The sequence below is a fragment of the Paenibacillus azoreducens genome (genome assembly GCF_021654775.1).
Classification (GTDB): domain Bacteria; phylum Bacillota; class Bacilli; order Paenibacillales; family Paenibacillaceae; genus Paenibacillus_AQ; species Paenibacillus_AQ azoreducens.
This window is the reverse complement of the sequence record NZ_AP025343.1, coordinates 955544-974161: the sequence shown is the minus strand read 5'-3', so window position 1 is coordinate 974161 and position 18618 is coordinate 955544. Positions and strand designations below refer to the sequence as shown.

Annotated in this window: 15 protein-coding genes, 1 pseudogene and 1 other annotated feature; of the genes and pseudogenes, 4 read left to right on the top strand and 12 right to left on the bottom strand. The window is 51.7% G+C overall.

The features are described from left to right. The first annotated feature begins 153 nt into the window (after nt 1-153). Both L6442_RS04145 and L6442_RS04140 read left to right on the top strand, forming a co-directional pair. Nucleotides 154-1215 carry an LCP family protein gene (locus tag L6442_RS04145; protein ID WP_212981570.1) on the top strand — a complete coding sequence of 354 codons (1062 nt, stop codon included), beginning with the start codon at nt 154-156 and terminating at the stop codon, nt 1213-1215. 48 nt (nt 1216-1263) lie between these two features. After that, nucleotides 1264-2583 carry a glutamate-1-semialdehyde 2,1-aminomutase gene (locus L6442_RS04140; RefSeq protein WP_272880321.1) on the top strand — a complete coding sequence of 440 codons (1320 nt, stop codon included), beginning with the start codon at nt 1264-1266 and terminating at the stop codon, nt 2581-2583. A 597-nt stretch (nt 2584-3180) separates the two neighbouring features. On the opposite strand, the gene L6442_RS04135 is transcribed toward L6442_RS04140, so the two are convergent. From L6442_RS04135 to L6442_RS04110, 6 genes are all read right to left on the bottom strand, one after another. After that, the gene (locus L6442_RS04135) at nt 3181-4458 is read right to left on the bottom strand and encodes an IS110 family RNA-guided transposase (protein WP_237099969.1); all 1278 of its coding nucleotides are present in this window, start codon (nt 4456-4458) and stop codon (nt 3181-3183) included. Between the two features lie 279 nt (nt 4459-4737). Further along, nucleotides 4738-6192 (bottom strand): ABC transporter substrate-binding protein, encoded by a 1455-nt coding sequence (locus L6442_RS04130; protein ID WP_212980232.1) that lies wholly within the window; start codon nt 6190-6192, stop codon nt 4738-4740. A gap of 118 nt (nt 6193-6310) precedes the next feature. Further along, nucleotides 6311-7186: a carbohydrate ABC transporter permease gene (locus L6442_RS04125; RefSeq protein ID WP_194235081.1), complete on the bottom strand. Its 876-nt coding sequence runs from the start codon at nt 7184-7186 to the stop codon at nt 6311-6313. Then, the gene (locus L6442_RS04120) at nt 7183-8043 is read right to left on the bottom strand and encodes a carbohydrate ABC transporter permease (RefSeq protein ID WP_373871840.1); all 861 of its coding nucleotides are present in this window, start codon (nt 8041-8043) and stop codon (nt 7183-7185) included. The genes L6442_RS04125 and L6442_RS04120 overlap by 4 nt, the downstream gene beginning before the upstream one ends. 170 nt (nt 8044-8213) lie before the next feature. Beyond that, nucleotides 8214-9545, bottom strand: coding sequence for a response regulator transcription factor (locus L6442_RS04115; protein WP_212980234.1), 1332 nt, complete (start codon nt 9543-9545; stop codon nt 8214-8216). A 17-nt stretch (nt 9546-9562) separates the two neighbouring features. Beyond that, the gene (locus L6442_RS04110; protein WP_212980235.1) at nt 9563-11362 is read right to left on the bottom strand and encodes a sensor histidine kinase; all 1800 of its coding nucleotides are present in this window, start codon (nt 11360-11362) and stop codon (nt 9563-9565) included. A 207-nt stretch (nt 11363-11569) separates the two neighbouring features. Between L6442_RS04110 and L6442_RS04105 the strand changes: the two genes are divergently transcribed. Beyond that, a complete protein-coding gene (locus L6442_RS04105) occupies nt 11570-11710 on the top strand; it encodes a hypothetical protein (protein WP_212980236.1) in 141 nt (46 codons plus the stop codon). Between the two features lie 11 nt (nt 11711-11721). Here the strand turns inward: L6442_RS04105 and L6442_RS04100 are convergent, their stop codons facing one another. Both L6442_RS04100 and L6442_RS04095 read right to left on the bottom strand, forming a co-directional pair. Further along, nucleotides 11722-12339 carry a VanZ family protein gene (locus tag L6442_RS04100; protein WP_212980237.1) on the bottom strand — a complete coding sequence of 206 codons (618 nt, stop codon included), beginning with the start codon at nt 12337-12339 and terminating at the stop codon, nt 11722-11724. 24 nt (nt 12340-12363) lie between these two features. Next, on the bottom strand, nt 12364-12939 hold the full coding sequence (locus L6442_RS04095) for a VanZ family protein (protein ID WP_212980238.1): 576 nt from the start codon (nt 12937-12939) through the stop codon (nt 12364-12366). Nucleotides 12940-13114: 175 nt separating this feature from the next. After that, nucleotides 13115-13419 (top strand) — a binding site (T-box leader). Nucleotides 13420-13629: 210 nt separating this feature from the next. Here L6442_RS04095 and trpS point away from each other — a divergent pair. Further along, entirely contained in the window at nt 13630-14640 is a 1011-nt protein-coding gene (trpS, locus tag L6442_RS04090; RefSeq protein WP_212980239.1) for a tryptophan--tRNA ligase, read from the top strand. 80 nt (nt 14641-14720) lie between these two features. Here trpS and L6442_RS04085 read toward each other — a convergent pair whose 3' ends face one another. The 4 genes and pseudogenes from L6442_RS04085 to uvsE all read right to left on the bottom strand — a co-directional run bounded on the left by L6442_RS04085 (nt 14721) and on the right by uvsE (nt 18608). Beyond that, nucleotides 14721-15980 carry an SGNH/GDSL hydrolase family protein gene (locus tag L6442_RS04085; RefSeq protein ID WP_212980240.1) on the bottom strand — a complete coding sequence of 420 codons (1260 nt, stop codon included), beginning with the start codon at nt 15978-15980 and terminating at the stop codon, nt 14721-14723. Nucleotides 15981-16173: 193 nt separating this feature from the next. After that, the gene (locus L6442_RS04080) at nt 16174-16434 is read right to left on the bottom strand and encodes a hypothetical protein (RefSeq protein ID WP_194235073.1); all 261 of its coding nucleotides are present in this window, start codon (nt 16432-16434) and stop codon (nt 16174-16176) included. Nucleotides 16435-16529: 95 nt separating this feature from the next. Then, the gene (locus tag L6442_RS04075; protein ID WP_237100203.1) at nt 16530-17399 is read right to left on the bottom strand and encodes an inositol monophosphatase family protein; all 870 of its coding nucleotides are present in this window, start codon (nt 17397-17399) and stop codon (nt 16530-16532) included. Nucleotides 17400-17606: 207 nt separating this feature from the next. Beyond that, a pseudogene (gene uvsE, locus L6442_RS04070) lies at nt 17607-18608 on the bottom strand (UV DNA damage repair endonuclease UvsE). Nucleotides 18609-18618: the final 10 nt, after the last annotated feature.

The following is an 18618-nucleotide window of genomic DNA, read 5'->3' as shown; positions in this document are numbered from 1 at the left end:
TACTTTTTCCTCTATAAAACAAGCTTAGCTCTTCTATATCATAAAATTGATTGTATTGACAAAAAAAATTATAATAAATGAATCCTAACCCTTATAAAATGTCGAAAACGGCAGCTACCTCTTTTATCAGGAAAATTGAAAGGAAGAGAAGGAATGACTTCAAGGAAGAAAGCGATATTGTGGATTATAGCCGTCATTTTGGCAGCCGTAATCGGATACGCAGTATATTATTTTACTTCGATTTATAATGGTCTTCAGGGTTTGCACAAGACCGGAGAAGCTTCTCCCTTTAAAAATTTGAACACTGTTGAAGTCAAGGTTCCCGACCCTCCCAAATGGGAAGGCACCGAGCCGGTAAACATCCTTCTTATGGGCGTGGACGCACGCGGTATTGAGGAAGGTGAAATTCCCAGGTCGGACAGCATGATGGTCGTCTCCCTTGATCCCGTCAAAAAACGCATTCATCTATTTTCTATTCTGCGCGATACTTATACCAATATTCCGGAACATGGAAAAGAACGGATCAATACGGCGATTACGCACGGTCCGAATACGGCTATGAAAGCCGTCGGCGATTTACTGGGGATTCCGATCCAATACTATGTCTATACCGATTTTCAAGGCTTTATCAAAATGGTGGATGCGGTCGGCGGCGTCGATTTTTACGTGGAAAAAGATATGTACTACCCTAGCGCCGCGGATAAGCATGAATATGACATCGATCTAAAAAAAGGGACGCAGCACCTGGACGGAAAAACAGCGCTGCAGTATGTCCGCTTCCGTCATGATGCAACCTCGGATTTCACCCGGACAGAACGCCAGCGCGCCTTTCTGAAGGCCGTAGCCGGGAAAATGCAGTCTACGACATCCATCATGAAACTCCCTGATATATTGGAGGAAGTCAGTCCTTATATCGACACCAACCTGTCCGTCAATGATATGTGGAAACTAGCTTCGGTCGGTTACAAGAGCGAGATGGCCGGCAGCGAGCAGATTCCTCCGATGAAGCTTTTGAAGGAAAAGACCATCAACAAGGCTGCCGTTCTCACGGTTTCCAGCGAATCGGCCCTGAAGAATTACATCAAGGATATCTTTAACAAACCGACACCGGTGCCAGTTGCAAGCGACGGCAAAACCGAGTCCGAAACCGGCGATACAAATTCGCAGGACACTTCGTCCGGCAAAACAAAAAGCAGTACGGGCAGCAGCGACTAAGAGCTGCCCGTATGCTTTTCCCAATCAGGAAAGGAAGTTGAAATAAACATGAATCGTTCACGTTCAGAACATCTCTACCAGGAAGCTACTCAGCACATCGTCGGCGGCGTCAACAGTCCCTCCCGTTCATTCAAAGCGGTAGGCGGCGGGGCGCCCGTATTTATGAAAAGAGCCAAAGGCGCTTATTTCTGGGATGAAGACGGGAACCGATACGTCGATTATTTGGCGGCATACGGTCCGATCATTACGGGACATGCCCATCCCCATATTACGGCAGCAATCACGCACGCCGCTGAAAACGGCACGCTGTACGGCACGCCGACAGAACTGGAGATCAAACTGGCCCGTATGCTTAAGGAAGCCATCCCTTCGATGGACAAGGTGCGTTTCGTCAACTCCGGCACCGAAGCCGTCATGACGACGATCCGCGTCGCACGGGCCTATACCGGGCGAAGCAAAATCATCAAATTCGCCGGCTGCTATCACGGCCACTCCGATCTGGTGCTGGTTGCGGCAGGTTCCGGCCCTTCCACTCTCGGTACCCCGGACAGCGCCGGCGTTCCTTCCAGCATCGCGCAGGAAGTCATCACCGTTCCGTTTAACGATTTGAACGGGCTGCGTGAAGCGCTGGACAAATGGGGCAAAGACGTGGCGGCGGTTATGGTTGAGCCGATCGTCGGCAACTTCGGCATGGTTATGCCGGAACCGGGCTTCCTGGAAGGTCTCTGCCAAATGGCTCGTGACAATGGCTCGCTGGTGATTTATGACGAAGTCATCACCGCTTTCCGTTTCCATTACGGCTCGGCCCAAACCTTCTCCGGCCTCAGCAATCATGATGCCATCAAACCGGATCTGACTGCGCTTGGCAAAATTATCGGCGGCGGTCTGCCGATCGGCGCTTACGGCGGCAGCAAAGAAATTATGGAGCAGGTAGCTCCGCTCGGCCCTGCTTACCAAGCCGGCACCATGGCTGGCAACCCGGCTTCGATCGCCGCCGGCATCGCCTGTCTTGAAGTGCTGCAGGGAGAAGGCGTCTACGAAGAAATGAACCGGTTGGCAGTTAAACTTACCGACGGACTGCAGGCCTCGGCTGACCGCCATGGCGTGCCGCTGACGATCAACCGTATCCGCGGCTCGTTGTCCACGCATTTCTGCGCTCACCCGGTCACCAATTACGAAGAGGCGCAGGACACGGACGGTGAAGCTTTCGCCGCTTTCTTCCGTCATATGCTGGATCGGGGCATTAACCTGGCACCGTCCAAATATGAAGCCTGGTTCCTGACCACTGCCCATACGGATGAAGATATCGACGCGACCCTCGCCGCTGCGGAAGAGTCGTTCCGCGAGATGGGCAAGAGCCGTAAGTAATGTGAGGGCTAACGAAACACATAATCGTTATTTGGGCAAAAATGAGCCTCTAAAACTGCTAACGAAACCAGGAAACGCTATTCAGCTCAAAAAAGGTTCATCCGGCCGTATTTCGTGCAAATAACGATCTGTAGTTTCGTTAAATTTAAATCAGCTTCATTTTTGTGGATATAACGCTCTCCAGTTTCGTCCCTCGTATTTAAGGTGTTTTCTCACGAATACTCACTTATTCGCAGAATTCCTTCGCCTTGTAAAACAGAACGAGAGCCGGAATGAAGAAGTAGACACCGCTTTTTTCGACAAACGGGCGTGCAAGAACAGAAGCTACGCTTATACGCACTTCGTGGGTGCTGGTATACTGCACGCTCCACTTGGCCCTTGGAGGTTCACCCTCCCATGTCTCAACGGATCATTGTCCTTCCATTCCTTCGTCATACCTACCCAAGGCGTGGAGACCGATAGCGTTTAGGTGACGGGTCTATGCCCTTGCGAAACTGGCACTCGGTTCTCTGTGCATATTAGAGATCCTGCGAATAAGACAATATTCGTAATACGACGGGGCGACAGGTGCTACGGGATCGATAGGAATCCTCGGGGTTAGGCGGCCTGCTTCACACCGATCTCAGGGCGATACGTTTCTCCACGCTGGACCATCCCGATGACGATCCGGGCCAGCTTGCCGATTAATTTGAATAACGAAGCCATCTTCTTCATGCCCTTGTTCAAGTTGTGTTCATGCCACCGTTTGAAGTCCGGGTTTTCACGCACCAAGGTGAGCATAGCCAAAAAGAAATATTTGCGCAGCGCACTGTCTCCGCGTTTGGAGAGCTTGATCTGACCTTTGTACTTGCCGGAGGTTCGTTCAGCCAGATTGAGCCCGGCGCGGCGCAAGAGCTGCCGTCCATGGGCATAGTGACCAAGATCGCCGGCGAATCCCAGCAAGGCTGCGATCGTGGTCGGGCCCATCCCGGGGATGCTCTGCAACTGTTTGGCCATGGGGATCTTCCCTAGCAGCGCTTCGACTTCTTCCTTCATCTCTTGCAGGTGGCTTGTAATCTGGTCGTACGCCGTCAGCAGGCGCTGCAGATCTCGCCTTGCCTGCTCCAATCCCTCGGTACGGCCAATGCTGCGTTTGGCCGCCTGGATGAGTTGGACCGCCTTCGCTTTCCCGGTAACTCCACCCGGGCGTCTCATGCCTTGTTCGTGCCAGCGCTGGATGACTTCATCGGCGTTCAGGTCCTGCAACTCGCACGGTAAAGGAAAAGCCCGCAGGGAAGCCAACGAGCGCTCGGCCTTCCAGTCTTTAAAAACAAGCTGGAACTCCGGAAAGTACATGTCGATCCAGCGGACGATGCGATTACCCAAACTGATAGCATATTTCACCCAGAATTCCCGATCGCTCATCAGCGTCTTGAGTTGCTCCAATTGGCCTGCTTGCGGGGTAAACTCGGTATAGAAGCCGCGGCTGACCGCATCGGCAATGGTTAGGGCATCCTTGGCATCGTTTTTGGACGGGCTATTGTCACGGTTCTCCTTGTTGCGATGCGTCACGACTGGGTTCACCAGGACGACCTCGATTCCTTGTTTCCGCAGCCAATGGGCTAGATTAAACCAGTAGTGTCCGGTCGGCTCGAGGCCGACGATAACCGATGTCAATCCCTGCTTCTTCTGTACTTCTTGGGTAAAGCGCATCAGCCTCTCAAAGCCTTCGAGCGTATTTGCAAAGGTCAGATGCCGACGCGTGAGTACGATACCGCGGAAGTTGGTCACTTGAGCGACGTGCTTCTCTTTGGCGATGTCGATCCCCACGATAGCGTGCTGGGTGGTAATTCGTTCAATCCGTTGATTTGTAACTTCAATTCGAGTAAACTTCATAGTAGGCGCCTCCTGATAGGTTTTTAGGGCATTTGACCCGTCTCACCCCTATCATACGAGGCGCTCCTTTTTTTTTCAAAGACCATTTTCTTAGCCTACACAGGAATGTTTAGACACGTTCAGATAAATTAAAGGGCGCGGACAGAACCCAAGCACGCTCCTTGCGATAAAGTCTATCGAAGAACTTTTAACGCACTTTCGGAATTGGAAATTTTACCATCTAAAAGGCGGTCCCTTAGTCTTAATGACCTTGGGACCGCCTTTTATGCGTGTCAACGCCTATTTGACAGCTTTGATATTGTCAAAAAACTTCGTCTGCACGGTTTTTGCGGTTGCATCAAGCTGCGCTTTGGAATCCGTGCCATTTTTCGAGAAGGACTCCTGCACGACGTTGGACATGGCGCCGTAGTAGTCCTGCGTGCCATATTGGGCCTCAGGCTTGCCGTCGATCAGGCCCAGCATTTTTTCGTCATAACGGTATACATTATCGTATTTGTCATAAACGGCATTCACCTTTTTGGCGTATTCGGACTCGTCGCTGTAATAGTTCAACGGAGTTGGGACGTAATATTTATTTTTGCTCTTGCGTTCCTGGATATTGGCATCCAGCGCTTCAATGCCTTTATCCGTAAAATAATCGAATGTGATGTAACGGAAAGCCATTTCCTGTTCATCTTTTGTAGCATTCGGATTGATGACCAGGTAGTTGCCGCCAAGAATGCCGATATGCTTGCCGCCCTTCTCTGCTGCCGGCATCGGATACACCAGAACGTCCTCCGGCTTCAACCCGCCTTGATTAAGAGCCGAGTCGACGATGTCGAATGCGCCTGCGATTGCCATCGCCGTGCGTCCTTGCTGGAACGCATTGATCGCATCCCCCCAGCCGAGCGCCCAGTCCTGCGGAATCGCGTTCGCTTCCCATCTCAGCTTCTTGTAGAAGTCGAGCGCTTTGATGCCTGCATCGGAATTGAAGGTTGCAATGTATTTGCCGTTTTCGTTCTTTTGGATATCCCCGCCGGCTTCGAACAGGAAGTTCGTCCAGTTCCAGCCTGCCTCATTGCCTTTACCCATCGGAGCGATGCCGGAGATGCCTTTTTTGGCGTCGGTTGCGCCTTTGGCGGTGTTATACATGTCATCCCAAGTCCAGTCCATGTCCGGCAGCGGCACCTGCTTGGCATCCAGCAGTCCTTTGTTGATGACCGTCGAGGTCACGTAGCCGTTTTGCGTAATGCCGTATACCTTGCCGTCTACGAGGAATTGGTTCTGCAGCAGCGGATTCATTTCATCCTTGTATTCCCAGTTGTTGTACAAATCGCTGATGTCCGCAACCCATCCATGCTCCACGAGCATTTGGGCTTCCGTCGCAAACGTGTTATAGAAGGTAGGCGCTTCGTTCGAAGCCATTTTAATGCCGATTTCGTTAACGTTGTACTGCCAGTCGTCCTTGACGATCGTCACGTTGGGGTATTTTTCGGTAAAGCGTTTAATCTTATCGTCTTCCTGCGCTCTGGCTTCCTTTTGGTCCGGCAGCGGATAGTGGATCTTGATCGTAATTTTTTTGGTGGAAATGTCATCTGTTTGGGCAGGCTCCCCGGATTTGCTGCCGTCATTGGTACCTTGCGAGCCTTGGGAATCCGCCGGCTTATTTTCTTCCGCCGTTTTGCCGCCGCCGCAAGCGGCCAACATCGAGGCGGAGAGCATGAGAATAACGAGCACCATTGAGAACTTACGCATTGAAACTCCCCTTTTCGCTATTAAATGTTGTTGCTCTTTCATCATAAGAGAGGAACCGCAATCTAACGATGTGCAATCTTATGGCCTTCGTGTGCAGGCCTACGATGTTCATAGGAAACTATCCTTTCACCGCGGACAGGCTCACGCTGCGCATGATAAACCGTTGGAACACCAGGAATACGAGAATCGGCGGCACCATAACCATGAACAGGATCGTGAATTTAATGTTGTTATCCATATTGCGGGCGCTAATGACGTATTTATAAATGGCCGTAGCCAGCGTGTACTTCTCTTCGCTGTGAAGAACCAGGGATGGCCAGAACCAGTCGTTCCATGCACCCGAAAAAATAAAGATCGCGAGCGTGGCAAAAATGGGTATAGATAATGGCACGGCGATGCGGAGATAGCTCTTGATCTCGGAGGCGCCGTCAATGCGAGCCGCTTCGAAAATCTCCGGATGGATGCCGTCGAAAAAGTTCTTCATCAGCAGGAAGTAATACGCGCTCGCCCCCGCCGGCAGCCAAAAAGCCCAAAACGTGTTCAAGAGTCCCAAATCTTTCAGGTTAACGAAGTTGGGTATCATGTAGCTCGAAGCAGGTATGAACAGAGTCATCAAAATAAAAAAGTAGATCGCCCGGTGATACGGCACCTTCAGGCGCGATATGCTGAAGGATGCGAGACCGAGCACGAAAATGGTCATTACCAGGTTCCCGGCAAATACCAGCAGCGTATTTTTCAAGAACATCGGGAGATCGATATACTCCCATCCCTCCTTGAAATTGCTCCAGCTCCATGTCTCCGGCAAAAAATGCGGCGGAAACGTGTTCACTTCCTGGTTCGTTTTCAAACCGTTAAACATCGTCATCAAAATCGGATACAGCATCGTGACGATCATGACGAGGATACATAAAATCATGATGCCGTACACGAACCGGTTGAAAGGCCTTTTCAGATCGGAGTCCGACAGGATGCCGCGTTCATGCTGCTTGCTCATCTTTCGTATTCCTCCTTGTTCAGCTTGTATTGAAGCAGCCCCACAAGGCTGAGCACGACGAACATCAACATGCCGAGCGCCGTGGCGGTGCCATAATCCAGCCGCGTAAAGGCATATTTGACGATGAGAAGCGCGTAAGTCAGAGTCGCATTATTGGGCCCTCCGTCCAGCAAAGCCAGCTGTGATTGGTAAGCCTGCGAGGTGCCAATAATCTGCAAAATAAACATCAGGATAATCAAGCTGCGGAGCGAAGGCAGCGTAATGTAGCGAATGCGGTTCCATACCCCTGCCCCGTCGATCTCGGCCGCCTCGTACCAATCCCGCGGAATGCTGAGCACGCCGGCCAGATAGATCAGCATCGCCGAGCCGAACTGCTGCCAGGTCTCCATCAATACGATCGCGACCATCGACCACCGGCTGTCCGAGATGAACGACACCGGATCGATGCCGAACGAGCCAAGCAGCCCGTTGATCGGACCGACCGGATCGTACATCCATCTCCACATGCCGTACAGCACTACGCCGGGAACGACGAACGGCAAATACGCGGCGATGCGCGCAAATCCTTGGAATCTGCGAAGCTCCGAAATTGCGATGGAAGCGACGATCGGCACCCAGAATCCGATAATGACCGTCAGCAGCATGTAATACAGCGTATTTTTGACCGCCGTCCAAACGTCCGGATCATGAAACACCCGTATATAGTTGTCCAAGCCGACAAAGGTGTTGCCTTTCACGAAGTCAATATTGTAAAAGCTGTATAAGGCCCCTTTGGCGATCGGCACCCATAAAAACAAAATGAAAATCACGACAGCCGGCAGCAGAAACATGTATCCCCAAAAATGCTTTTTAAACATCCCTCTTCTTTTGGGCGATTTGTTCTTGAGCGCCGGCTGCAGCACTGCTCCTGGCTCCCCCATTTTTCTCCCTCATTCCTTGTTGATTTCCAGCTTAACTTCATTGTAAAAAAGGGAGCCGCCTTGGAACATGTCTAGTTCTATGTGAATGATGGTTGATCTTACTCCATCTATTTTTTCAGGTCGCTCGGGCTGACGCCGAAGTACTTTTTGAAAATTTTGCTGAAATGCTCCGGCGATTCATAGCCGACCCGCTCCGCGATTTCGTAGCGCCGCAGATCGGTGTGCAGCAGCAGCGACTTGCTTTCCTCCATGCGCAGCTTGACCACGTATTCCCACAGGTTGAAGCCGGTAATTTTCTTGAACAGGTAGCTCAAGTAGTTCGGGCTGACATGGTTGCGCTTGGCGACCTCATGAATCGTGAGCCCCTTTTTGTTGTAGTTATCCTCAATATAAGCTTTGGCCTGCTCCACGATCCGGTTGCTTTGGGTGGACAGCTCCTCGGCGTTCGGGTCGCGGGCGTAATTATGCCAGCTGAAATCGCCATAGTAAAAAATATGGTAATCGCCGTGCTCCCGGGTCCAAAGCATCGCCTTGTCGGCCTGGCGGCTGAGCACGTTCACGAACTGCAGTCCCTTCAGGATTTGGCTGATGCCGACCGTGCACTCTATTTTCAAATACTTGCCTATATGGTGGTGCATGCTCCGGCTGATCATCTCCAACTGATTGATCCGGTTTGAATGCTGCTCCGCGTACTCTTCCTCGCTCCATTGCACCAAGATATTGATGCTGCGGTCAGGCGCGTAGAACACCTGCGCGTTCAATTCCTGATCCAGCAGCTCCTTGATAATATTGAGCGAAGCGTACTGCATGAGCGGAATATCCTTTTCCGGGAAGGCACTTTCCCCATCCGCTCCGCTAAACGCAAGTTTTACCTTGATGACGGCGAAATAAGGACCGGCAATGCCGATGCTGTCATAGAACGATTGCATCGGATACGGCTCATCCGGATGGTCTACCGTCACGTCCAGCAGACGGTTCAGCGGCTCGCTGAACCCCGGCTGCGGCTCCTCCATGCGAAAATCCTCATGCCCGCCCGAAAGCACCTCTTCCGTGCGCGGCAGCGGCTTATCCATCTTGAGCAGCACGCTGCGCACCGAGTCGAGGAACTGCTCGCCGTTGAGCGGCTTGATCAAATAATCGCGGGCTCCCAGTCGGATGGCCATCTGCGCATACTGAAACGTTTCATGTGCCGAAATGATGATCGTCTGCATCCAAGGCTTGACGATTTTGGCTTGATGCATCAGTTCGATGCCGCTCATCTCTCCCATTTGGATATCCGTGATGAGCAGGTCGATCTCCTCCATGCGGATGCAGTCCAGCGCCTCTTCCCCGCTGCCTGCGGTAATGATTTTGCCGATGCCCAAACCCGATGCATTTAACAGTCCGGCCAGTCCCTTGCAAATGAGCGGTTCGTCATCCACGACTAAAATGTTGTACATCGCGTTCATTCCTCCCTTTAATCGTCCTGCAGCGTAATCAGCAGCGATACGGTTACCGTCGTTCCCCCAACGTCCCGCGCCTCGTAGTTCAGCCCATATTCCGGACCAAAATGCAGCTGCAGGCGCCGGTGGATATTTCGGATGCCGTAGCCCTTCACGGGATTCGGCGAATCGTCGCTGAGCACCTTGCGGATCGCTTCGTAGTCCACGGGCTTGAAGCCGTTATCCGAAATGCGGATGTACAGCACGCCCTGGCTCTCTTCGGCGATAATCCGTATTTCTCCGTCCTCGCCCATATTTTTAATGCCATGAATAATGGCGTTTTCGATCAAAGGCTGAAGTGTGATTTTCGGAATTTGGACCGGGTACAGGTACTCCGGAACGTTCATTTCCACGCGGAAGGCATAATCGTAACGGTTCTGCTGCAGCTTGATGTAAGCCCTGGCATGCTCCATCTCCTCCTCCAGCGTAATCAGCTCCCGTCCGCGGCTAAGGCTGATTTTCATCAGCTTGGATAAATCCTTGATCATTTCGGCGGAGACGGTATTCCCTTCCATCATGCTTTTCCAATAGATGCTTTCCAGCGTGTTGTACAGCAAATGCGGGTTGATCTGCTGGTATAACAGCGCAAGCTGCGCTTCCTTCTGCTTCAGGTCCATCGTGTATTTATAATGGATTAGATCGTTGAGCCTTCGGGCCATATCGTAGGTCGTCGAGATCAGCACGCTAACCTCGTCGTTTCGCTTCCGGAATGGGGTCTGCGGCACGATATTGCCCGGTTCGTATCTGCGGACGAAAAAAACCAGCTTTTGCAGCGGCGTCATCAGCGACCGCCAGAAATACAAAATAATGATCAGGCCGACGATAAAATACGCGATCGAAATGACCAGAATGACCCGTTTGATTTCGTTTTGCTGCTGAAGCAGCGCTTTGACGGGCACTTTATAAATCAGCTTCTGCTGCAGCACGTAATTGTAATCCGCGACATAGATGAAATCCTTGGTGATCACGTCCTTGACGCCGATGGTAGAATTGCCGGGATCGAGCTCCGGCGGCAGTTCCAGCACCCCTGTTTTCTCTTGTTCGGTCGACGTCAGGATCTGGTTCTTCCAATCCGTGAAATAGATTTCGCCATCCGGCAGTGATACCGTTTTCAAAGATTCGCTGATGCGGGCATCTACGTTGGATACGGCCAAAACTCCGATCGTTCCGCCTTTGTAGATATTATTGATCGCCCGCACGTAAAGGAGCGTCTTCTGATCCTTCTGGCCATTAACGGGCGGGGAGAGGTGATCTGTCAGCTTCAAATAACCGTTTCCCTTGCGGGAGACGGCTTCGTCGAACCATTCCGGCTTTTCCTTGTCGCTTGAGAAAAAATACACGCCCGACTTTTTGGACTCCGGATAATAGGGTGCGAAAAAATAAGCGTTGTCCGGGTCATAAACATAAAGCGAAAAATACAGCGGTTCCCTTTGGTCGGTCTCCTGTGAATATGTACTCAGCATGACTTCGATTTTTTCGTAATTCTTCACACGGGCGAGGATCGCCTCGTCTTTGGTCGTGTCAAGCTGCTGGATCATGGAATTCTGGAACACGGTCGAGGTGACCTTGTTGATCGTTTCGATATCCCTGCTGATCAGCTTGAAATTTTGCTTGTTAAGCTCGATATACGCATTCGTGACATGCCGTTTCAGAATTTGTCCCGCCTTATTGTTGCCATAAGCGTTCAGGATGAACAGCGGAATGACAAGCACAAGGAAAAACAGGATCATCTGCTGCTTGACGTTCAATCTCGTAAATGGGTTCTGAAGCTTCATCCGCCCAAACACCTCCGGCTTCTTTCAATATAGCAGTTCCAAAATGACGTTAGGTATGTGCATCTCTACGATAATCATGGGCATTTGTAAGATGGGCCCTCAAGGAGGGCGGGGTTTACAGGAAATGTAACTCCAGAACTCTAGTGTACGGCATTTTATCCGGCTTGCCAGTATATTTTTATCGGAAAAGCGCGACCATTCGCGAAAATGATCACTACAGCAAAAAGACCGCCGGACGGCGGTCTTGCGCTTGCTTTATCCGGAGGTTCCGGGACGGCGCTTCGTTCCTGCGGCATGCAAAAAGCGGCCGGACGGCCGCCTTTTGAAGGCCACGCAGGCGATTATTAGCGGGTCAAGGGTCATGAAGCCGTTCCGGATTGAGCTTCATCCGGCTTTCTGCCCGGCTTCGGGGCGAAAATCAGGCGCATGATCCAAAGCAGCGCGTACCCCAGTACGCCGCCCGCGGTGTTCATGATCATGTCGTCGACGTCAAATGTGCCGATCGCAAGCACCAACTGCGCCGTTTCGAGCGCCAGGCTGACGCCGAAGGAAATCAGGAGCACCTTCAGCAGCCGCATGGACCGGAAGCCGCAGATGAGCGGCAGCAGGAACCCGAGCGGCATGAAGGCGACGATATTCCCGAAGAAGTTAATGAAACTCGTCGGGCTTCGCAGACTCTGAATGTTATTCGAAATTTCGTGGAACGGCGTCAGATTGCTCATCAGCCGCAGCCGCTGCGCGATGCGTTCGGGATTCGTGACGCTTTCGGTCAGCTGCCGCAGGTAGAACTCGGGACCCGAGCCTCCGAACTTGAACAAAATGACCTTTACGAGCACATATAAGTAAACGAGAAACAGCAGGATCAGGCCCAGTTTGACGGTCATGCGGATGGGTTGATTGGAATCATGCGTTTGTGGATCGGCTTGGCGATGATGGATATCGCTCCATTCGTTTCGAACCGTTTCATAAGGATTCATCGTGGTTACTCCCTTACTCATCGCTCACTGTCTCTGGATTGACCGCTGTTCTTCCTTATTACCGGACCGCTTGGACAAAACCGTCAGCTGCAGCCCGTAAAACACCAAATATCCCACCGCGCCGCCTGCCATGTCCATCGCCATGCTTTTCACATCCAAAGCACCGACATAAAGCAAGAGATGCAGCAGCTCCAGCGTGATGCTAAACCCGAAGCAAATCAGCATTACCTTCTGCAGGGGCATGGAACGCGGGCCGTAGATCAGCGGCAGCAAAAAACCGATCAGCACAAATGCGGCCATGCTTCCGTAAGAGTGTGTAAATCTCACCGGTTCCCACAAGCCGGGGAAATTCCCGACCAAATCTCGAAGCCGCTCTGCCATCACGCCGGGATGAACTACGCTTCCGATCAGATCCTTGGCGTGATAAATAAGCGATGAACCACCATACCGGAATAAAACGGCGGCAGCAAGCACAAAAGCACAAAACACAAACAGCAGAACCACGCCCAGCATAAATGTCAGACGGAGTGTATGTCCAGACGCTGCAGGTTGCGATGCGGGCGGATTCCATTCATTTCGATTGGCATCATATTCATTCATAGCGATTCTCCCTTTACTATTTTGAATCTTCGTCTATAGTTAAAGCTTAACTCGAAAGTCTTTGGCTTTTTTCAATAAAATATAAAGAATCCTTAAGATTGGCACTGCCCCGCATAGGCATTGATCTTGATAACGCCTATTCCCTTTTCCGACCGAATGCGTTACAATGTACCCATTAATCACGATGATGAAGAAGAGTACGTGGACAGATCGTCTTCAGAGAACCGGCGGATGCTGCGAGCCGGTGGCGGCGTGCGCGGAAGTGGGCTTCGGAGTGACCGGTCTGAACAAAACCGCAGGGGTTTATGGCGGCGATCAGTAGGACAGGCGGCGTGTCCCCACCGTTAACCGGGGCAGGGTATCGAGGAGGGGCTGATTTCACGGCCAGCCGAATCCGTACCTGACGAGCAGGGCTCCCGTTTCTCATGAAATGGCAGCCAATCAAGGTGGCACCGCGAAGCTGACAGCTTCGTCCTTGGAATCCGATCTACCGAGTGAAATCTCCGGTCAATCGCTTTCCACAGGACGGAGCTTTTTTTTGGTTAGCGCAGAATCAGATCTCTTATGCGGTCTGCTCGCCCGAATGTTTGTGAATACATGCTTTTTAGGAGGTGATGGCCATGGATGACGGCTGGTGGTGGCGAAGCGATGGCAAACAAATGACAATTCAAAACTTTAGGAGGAATCACAATGACAAATCAAACAGAGATACAACCCAAACAGGAAGTCGTATTGACTGGAGACCGCACAACCGGCAAGCTGCATCTGGGCCATTACGTCGGCAGCCTGAAAAGCCGGGTGCAGCTTCAGCAGCAATACGAGACCTACATTATGCTGGCAGACGTGCAGGCGTTAACAACCCATTTCCATAATCCCGGCCTGCTCGCCGAAAGCGTGCGCCAAGTGGCGCTGGACTATTTGTCCGTCGGAATCGATCCGGAACGGGCGACCATTTTCGTGCAATCCATGGTTCCGGAAATCGCCGAGCTTACGATTTTTTATTCGATGTTCGTTAGCGTCAGCTCGCTGCGGCATAACCCCACGGTCAAACATGAAGCGCAGGAACGCGGCTATGAGGATCTGTATTATGGCTTTCTTGGATATCCGGTCAGCCAGGCTGCGGACATTACCGCCTTCAAGGCGTCGCTCGTCCCTGCCGGAGAAGATCAGATTCCCCATATCGAGCAGACCCGCCGGATCGTGCGCCGTTTCAATGAACTGTATGCGCCCGTGCTGGTCGAACCGCAAATACTTGTCGGCGAACGTTTGGAAGGGCTTGACGGCGGCAGCAAAATGAGCAAGAGCCTCGGCAATGCCATCTGCCTCGATTCATCCACTGAAGAAGTGCGTACGCAAATCCGGAGGGCCAAAACCGATCCCGCCCGCATCCATAAAACCGATCCCGGGCATCCCGACATCTGCACCATTTACGGTTATCACTGCATTTTCCGCAATGAAGGCAGCGAAGAAATCCGGGAACAGTGCCAAAAAGGCGGCATCGGCTGCGCAGCCTGCAAAGAGTTGGTAATGGAAGCCATCGAAGAAGTGATGAAGCCGATTCGCGAGCGGCGGGAAATGTACAAAAACCGCCCCAAGGACATCGATGAGATCCTGATGGCGGGTACCGCCAAAGCTCGTAAAGTGGCGTCGCAAACAATGAGCGAGGTGCGGGAAGCGATGGGAATCGATTATTTCAAATAATTCAGGGAGCCGGCATAGACTGGCCGCTTTACAATAAAAGGCCCCGGGTATGAAACCCTGGGCCTTCACTTTGCGTTCTATTATGGATTAATAAATACCGTTCTGAGTTTGGATACATACTGTACGTCAAGGCCAAGGCCCGACGCTAGCGCCGCAAGCGGCACGTAGGTCTTCGATTCATTGCCGACCTTGTTCAGGAAAGCCGCCGCTTCGACAGGCACCGGCTTGCCATCGACTTGAACCGTCTTGGAACCGATCGTAATGACAACCGTGTGACCTTCATAGGTTATCGTTGCGCTTGATGTTTTGTTATCCCATTTGGATTTGGCGCCGATGGCACTCACGATATCCTGGATCGCCACGAAGTTCATATTCTGCCGGATCACCGGCTTATACGGAGTATCCAGCTCCTTCCCTTTGACGATAACGCCCATCGGCGCTCCCGTTTCATGGGCAACGAGCTTGGTATAACTTCCCCAAATGACATTGGAAAATACTTTGGCCATCGTTTCATAACCAAGCTGGTTTGGATGGATGTCCCGATCCTTAATGATGTGGGTCATTGTGCCTTCGCCGCCGACAAACTCCTTGGCCACATGTGCTACCTTCACCTGAATGCCCTTTTCCACAAAACCTGCCGCCATTTTATCGATGACACCGGTAAAGGCCTCCGCCGCTTTCTCCAGCTTCGGATATAAGGCGCCGTCGGCAATCTCCGGCATCGGCTGATATTGGTCGGCAACCACGATGAGCGCATTCGGGTTCAGCTCATGCAGATCCGTAACGATCACGCCCATATTGTCTGTGTAGAGCTTGAACATCTGCTCCAGACTGGTTTGCAAATCAGCTTCACTCATCTTGCCTGCCGTACTTAGCAGTTCAGACATGTCGTTTCCGCCGATCGTAATGGTAATCATATCCGCTTTAGCCAGGTCTGCTTTGGTCTCCGCAGCCGCGGCGCCGATTTGCGGCGTACGCGGATCCGGCAGCTTCGGCTGGATCTCATCGGCCGTAATCGCTTCGCCCTTCTTCACCGCTTCCACGAAATTTAGCAGTCCGGCGCTTTTCAAGCCGGCGATGCCAACGTTGACCGTTTCTGCCCGCCCATGCAGCAAGGCTTGCTCCTGCAAGCGGTCAACGAATCCGTAAGGAAGGTCGGTTTCGCTTTTCCCCGGCTCATAACCTACCGTGAGCGAGTCGCCAAGGGCGACGATCCGGTACGGCTGCTTGTCCCCCGCATCATTTGCGGCTGGCGCGGCCGAAGCTGCCCCGAGCAGCATGGTGGACATCAGTACCGCCGTCGAAACGGCGGATATGTACTTTTTAAAAGATTTTCGCATTAAACCACTCCTTCTCGCCAATGAAAACCCAGTCTACCGTCAGGTGCTGGGCTTTCTCCATTTTACCATCTTCTGTTAGAGCGGTTAACCGTTTTGCGACATTTCTTGGAGTCAAATAATTGCAGCAGCAAAAAAGCCCTTATGAATTCGCTATAAGCGATCCATAAAGGCTTTGGTTCAAATCATGGCCCCTTTAATCTTCAGCGGGCTTTGTTTCCGGCTTCTCTTTTTTCGTTTTTTCCAAATAGCGATCATACCGGTCATCAAGCTCCCGCGCCATGCTGCGGTATTTCAGCGTTTCTTCCACGATCGGATCCAATTCGGTTTGAACCCGGATTTCATATCTTGGAGAGATCAGTTCCCGTTCCTGATCCTTGCGGTCCTGCTTCTCTTCCATTTCGCCTTCGGTTAGCATCTCACTGAGCTGCCGCTCTATATCATGGTTTTCACTCATAGCCAGACACTCCTTTGCGATTTTGGCCCCGAATGGCCTATTGCGATATGTTTTTTACCTTGTTACATACAGGAGGAAACGCAGCCGAAAATTCCTCAGCTGTTTTCAAACCCGGTTGCCTCCGCTTCCTGTAAAGCCTGCACCAGTTCTGCATGAACGGCTCCGTTCGTAGCGACGACTTGACGTATGCCCAAATGGAAGGCGCCGCCTTTCGTATCGCCGATTTGGCCGCCGGATTCCGTCACCAGCAGCGCACCTGCCGCAATATCCCAGGCATTGAGGCCTATCTCCCAGAAGCCGGTCAACCGTCCCGCAGCTACATAAGCGAGATGCAGCGCGGCCGAACCGCCGCAGCGGATATTACGGACTTTCGGCGCCAGATGCGTAAGTCCTGCCATGTTTGCAGGAAGCGTGCTGTCACGTCCTACCGGAAAACCGGTGGCGATCAGGCTTTGCTCAAGCGTGGTTTCTCCGGATACCTTCATACGTTTGCCATGGACATATGCGCCCTTGCCCTTTTCCGCCACAAACATTTCATCCCGCGAAGGATCATAAATAACGCCGACGATAACCTCGCCTTTATGCGCCAGCGCAATCGAAACGGAGAAGAACGGAAAACCGTGCACGAAATTGGTCGTGCCGTCGACGGGATCAACGATCCAAAGATATTCTTCGTCAGCGTACTTCTCAAGCGCCTTTGCCGATGCTTCGGGTCCCGGCTCCACGCCTTCTTCGCCAAGGATCGCATGATCCGGGAAGTGGGTAAAGATCAGCTTGCGGATCATTTGCTCCGCGCCTTTATCAACTTCAGTCACCAAATCGCCGACGGCGGACTTGGTTGTTAATTGTGTTACGGTACCCAATCTGGTTTTAATCCATTCACCCGCTTTGGAAGCGGCATTTATCGCCACAGCGGTATAGCTTTTGCTCGTCACGACATAAGGAGTTTTATCCTTTTGGTTCAAAGCGCTCACTCTACTTTCTGTGTTATCGTTATCCATTCATTAAGGCTTACTCAAGCTCAAGTCTAATAAATAGTAATCTTCTAAAATATACGTTATGAAAGATTCAAAGTTTCGCCCGATTTCACCGCTTGCGGCAAAATCCGCAGCAGCCCGAAACGCTGGTTTCCGGAGAGAATTCCGACTTAAGCGCCCTTTCCGATTCAGTGTTCAACCCGAAACATCGATGCTCGCCCCATTCAAAATTTTGATGCCCTCCGATTCATAATCCGCTAAATGCTTCATTAAGTCAAATAAAGCAGCATCTTTGTGCTTGGCTTCTATCATCACGTCGACCGCAGGCGTGGCACCCGCAATTTCGCGCAAGAAGGCAAGCAGCGGAGCAGGGTCGACCAGATCGGCATGGCTGCGCGGTTCTTGGCTATTTTTCGGGCTGGAGACATGAATTTTAGGCGGCAGCGGCTGGCCCGGATTCGCGTCTGCCTGCGCCAATGGACCGGTCCAGGTCTTTAAAATGTCAGGCCATAGTTCCCACGGCTTTTCGCCGTCGTTGTTCACCCATTGATGATGGATATCCAGCACCATTGGCAGGCCGGTTGCTTTGCATACTTCCAGCGCTTCGGCTGCGGTAAACGTCTTATCGTCATTTTCAAGCGTCAAACGTTTCTGAATTTCCGGATCGAGCAGATCAAAATGCTCTTTGAAGCGTCCGGCTGCAGATAGCTTGTCCTTATAAGCTCCTCCGATATGAATATTGTTTTTGGCGGTTGCGTTCAATCCCATAGCCTTCAACATTTTGACATGATGCCGCAGGTCCCGGACCGAACTCCGCAATACTTCCTGCCGGGGCGTGCTAAGAACGGTAAAATGATCCGGATGGAAAGACACTCTCATCTGATGATCGCGCACATACCGTCCCACCTCGGCAAAAGCGTCCTTCAGCGCCGCAAACGGATCCCAATCTTGCAAATCTTCATGGGTGGCCAGCGGAATCAACTTTGAAGAAAATCGGTAGACCCGGATGTCATTGCCTATATTATGCTTCAACAGCCGAAGCGTATTGTGCAAATTCATTTCCGCAATTCTCTCCAGCTTGCGTATTGCCGCATCCCGGTCATTCAGTTTGCCGAAACTCGCCATTGTCATCGTTTTGGACGGTGAGGAGTCCTAAATTATCATTGACATAGCCACATAGCCGAACCTGACGATCATGTTTTTCTGC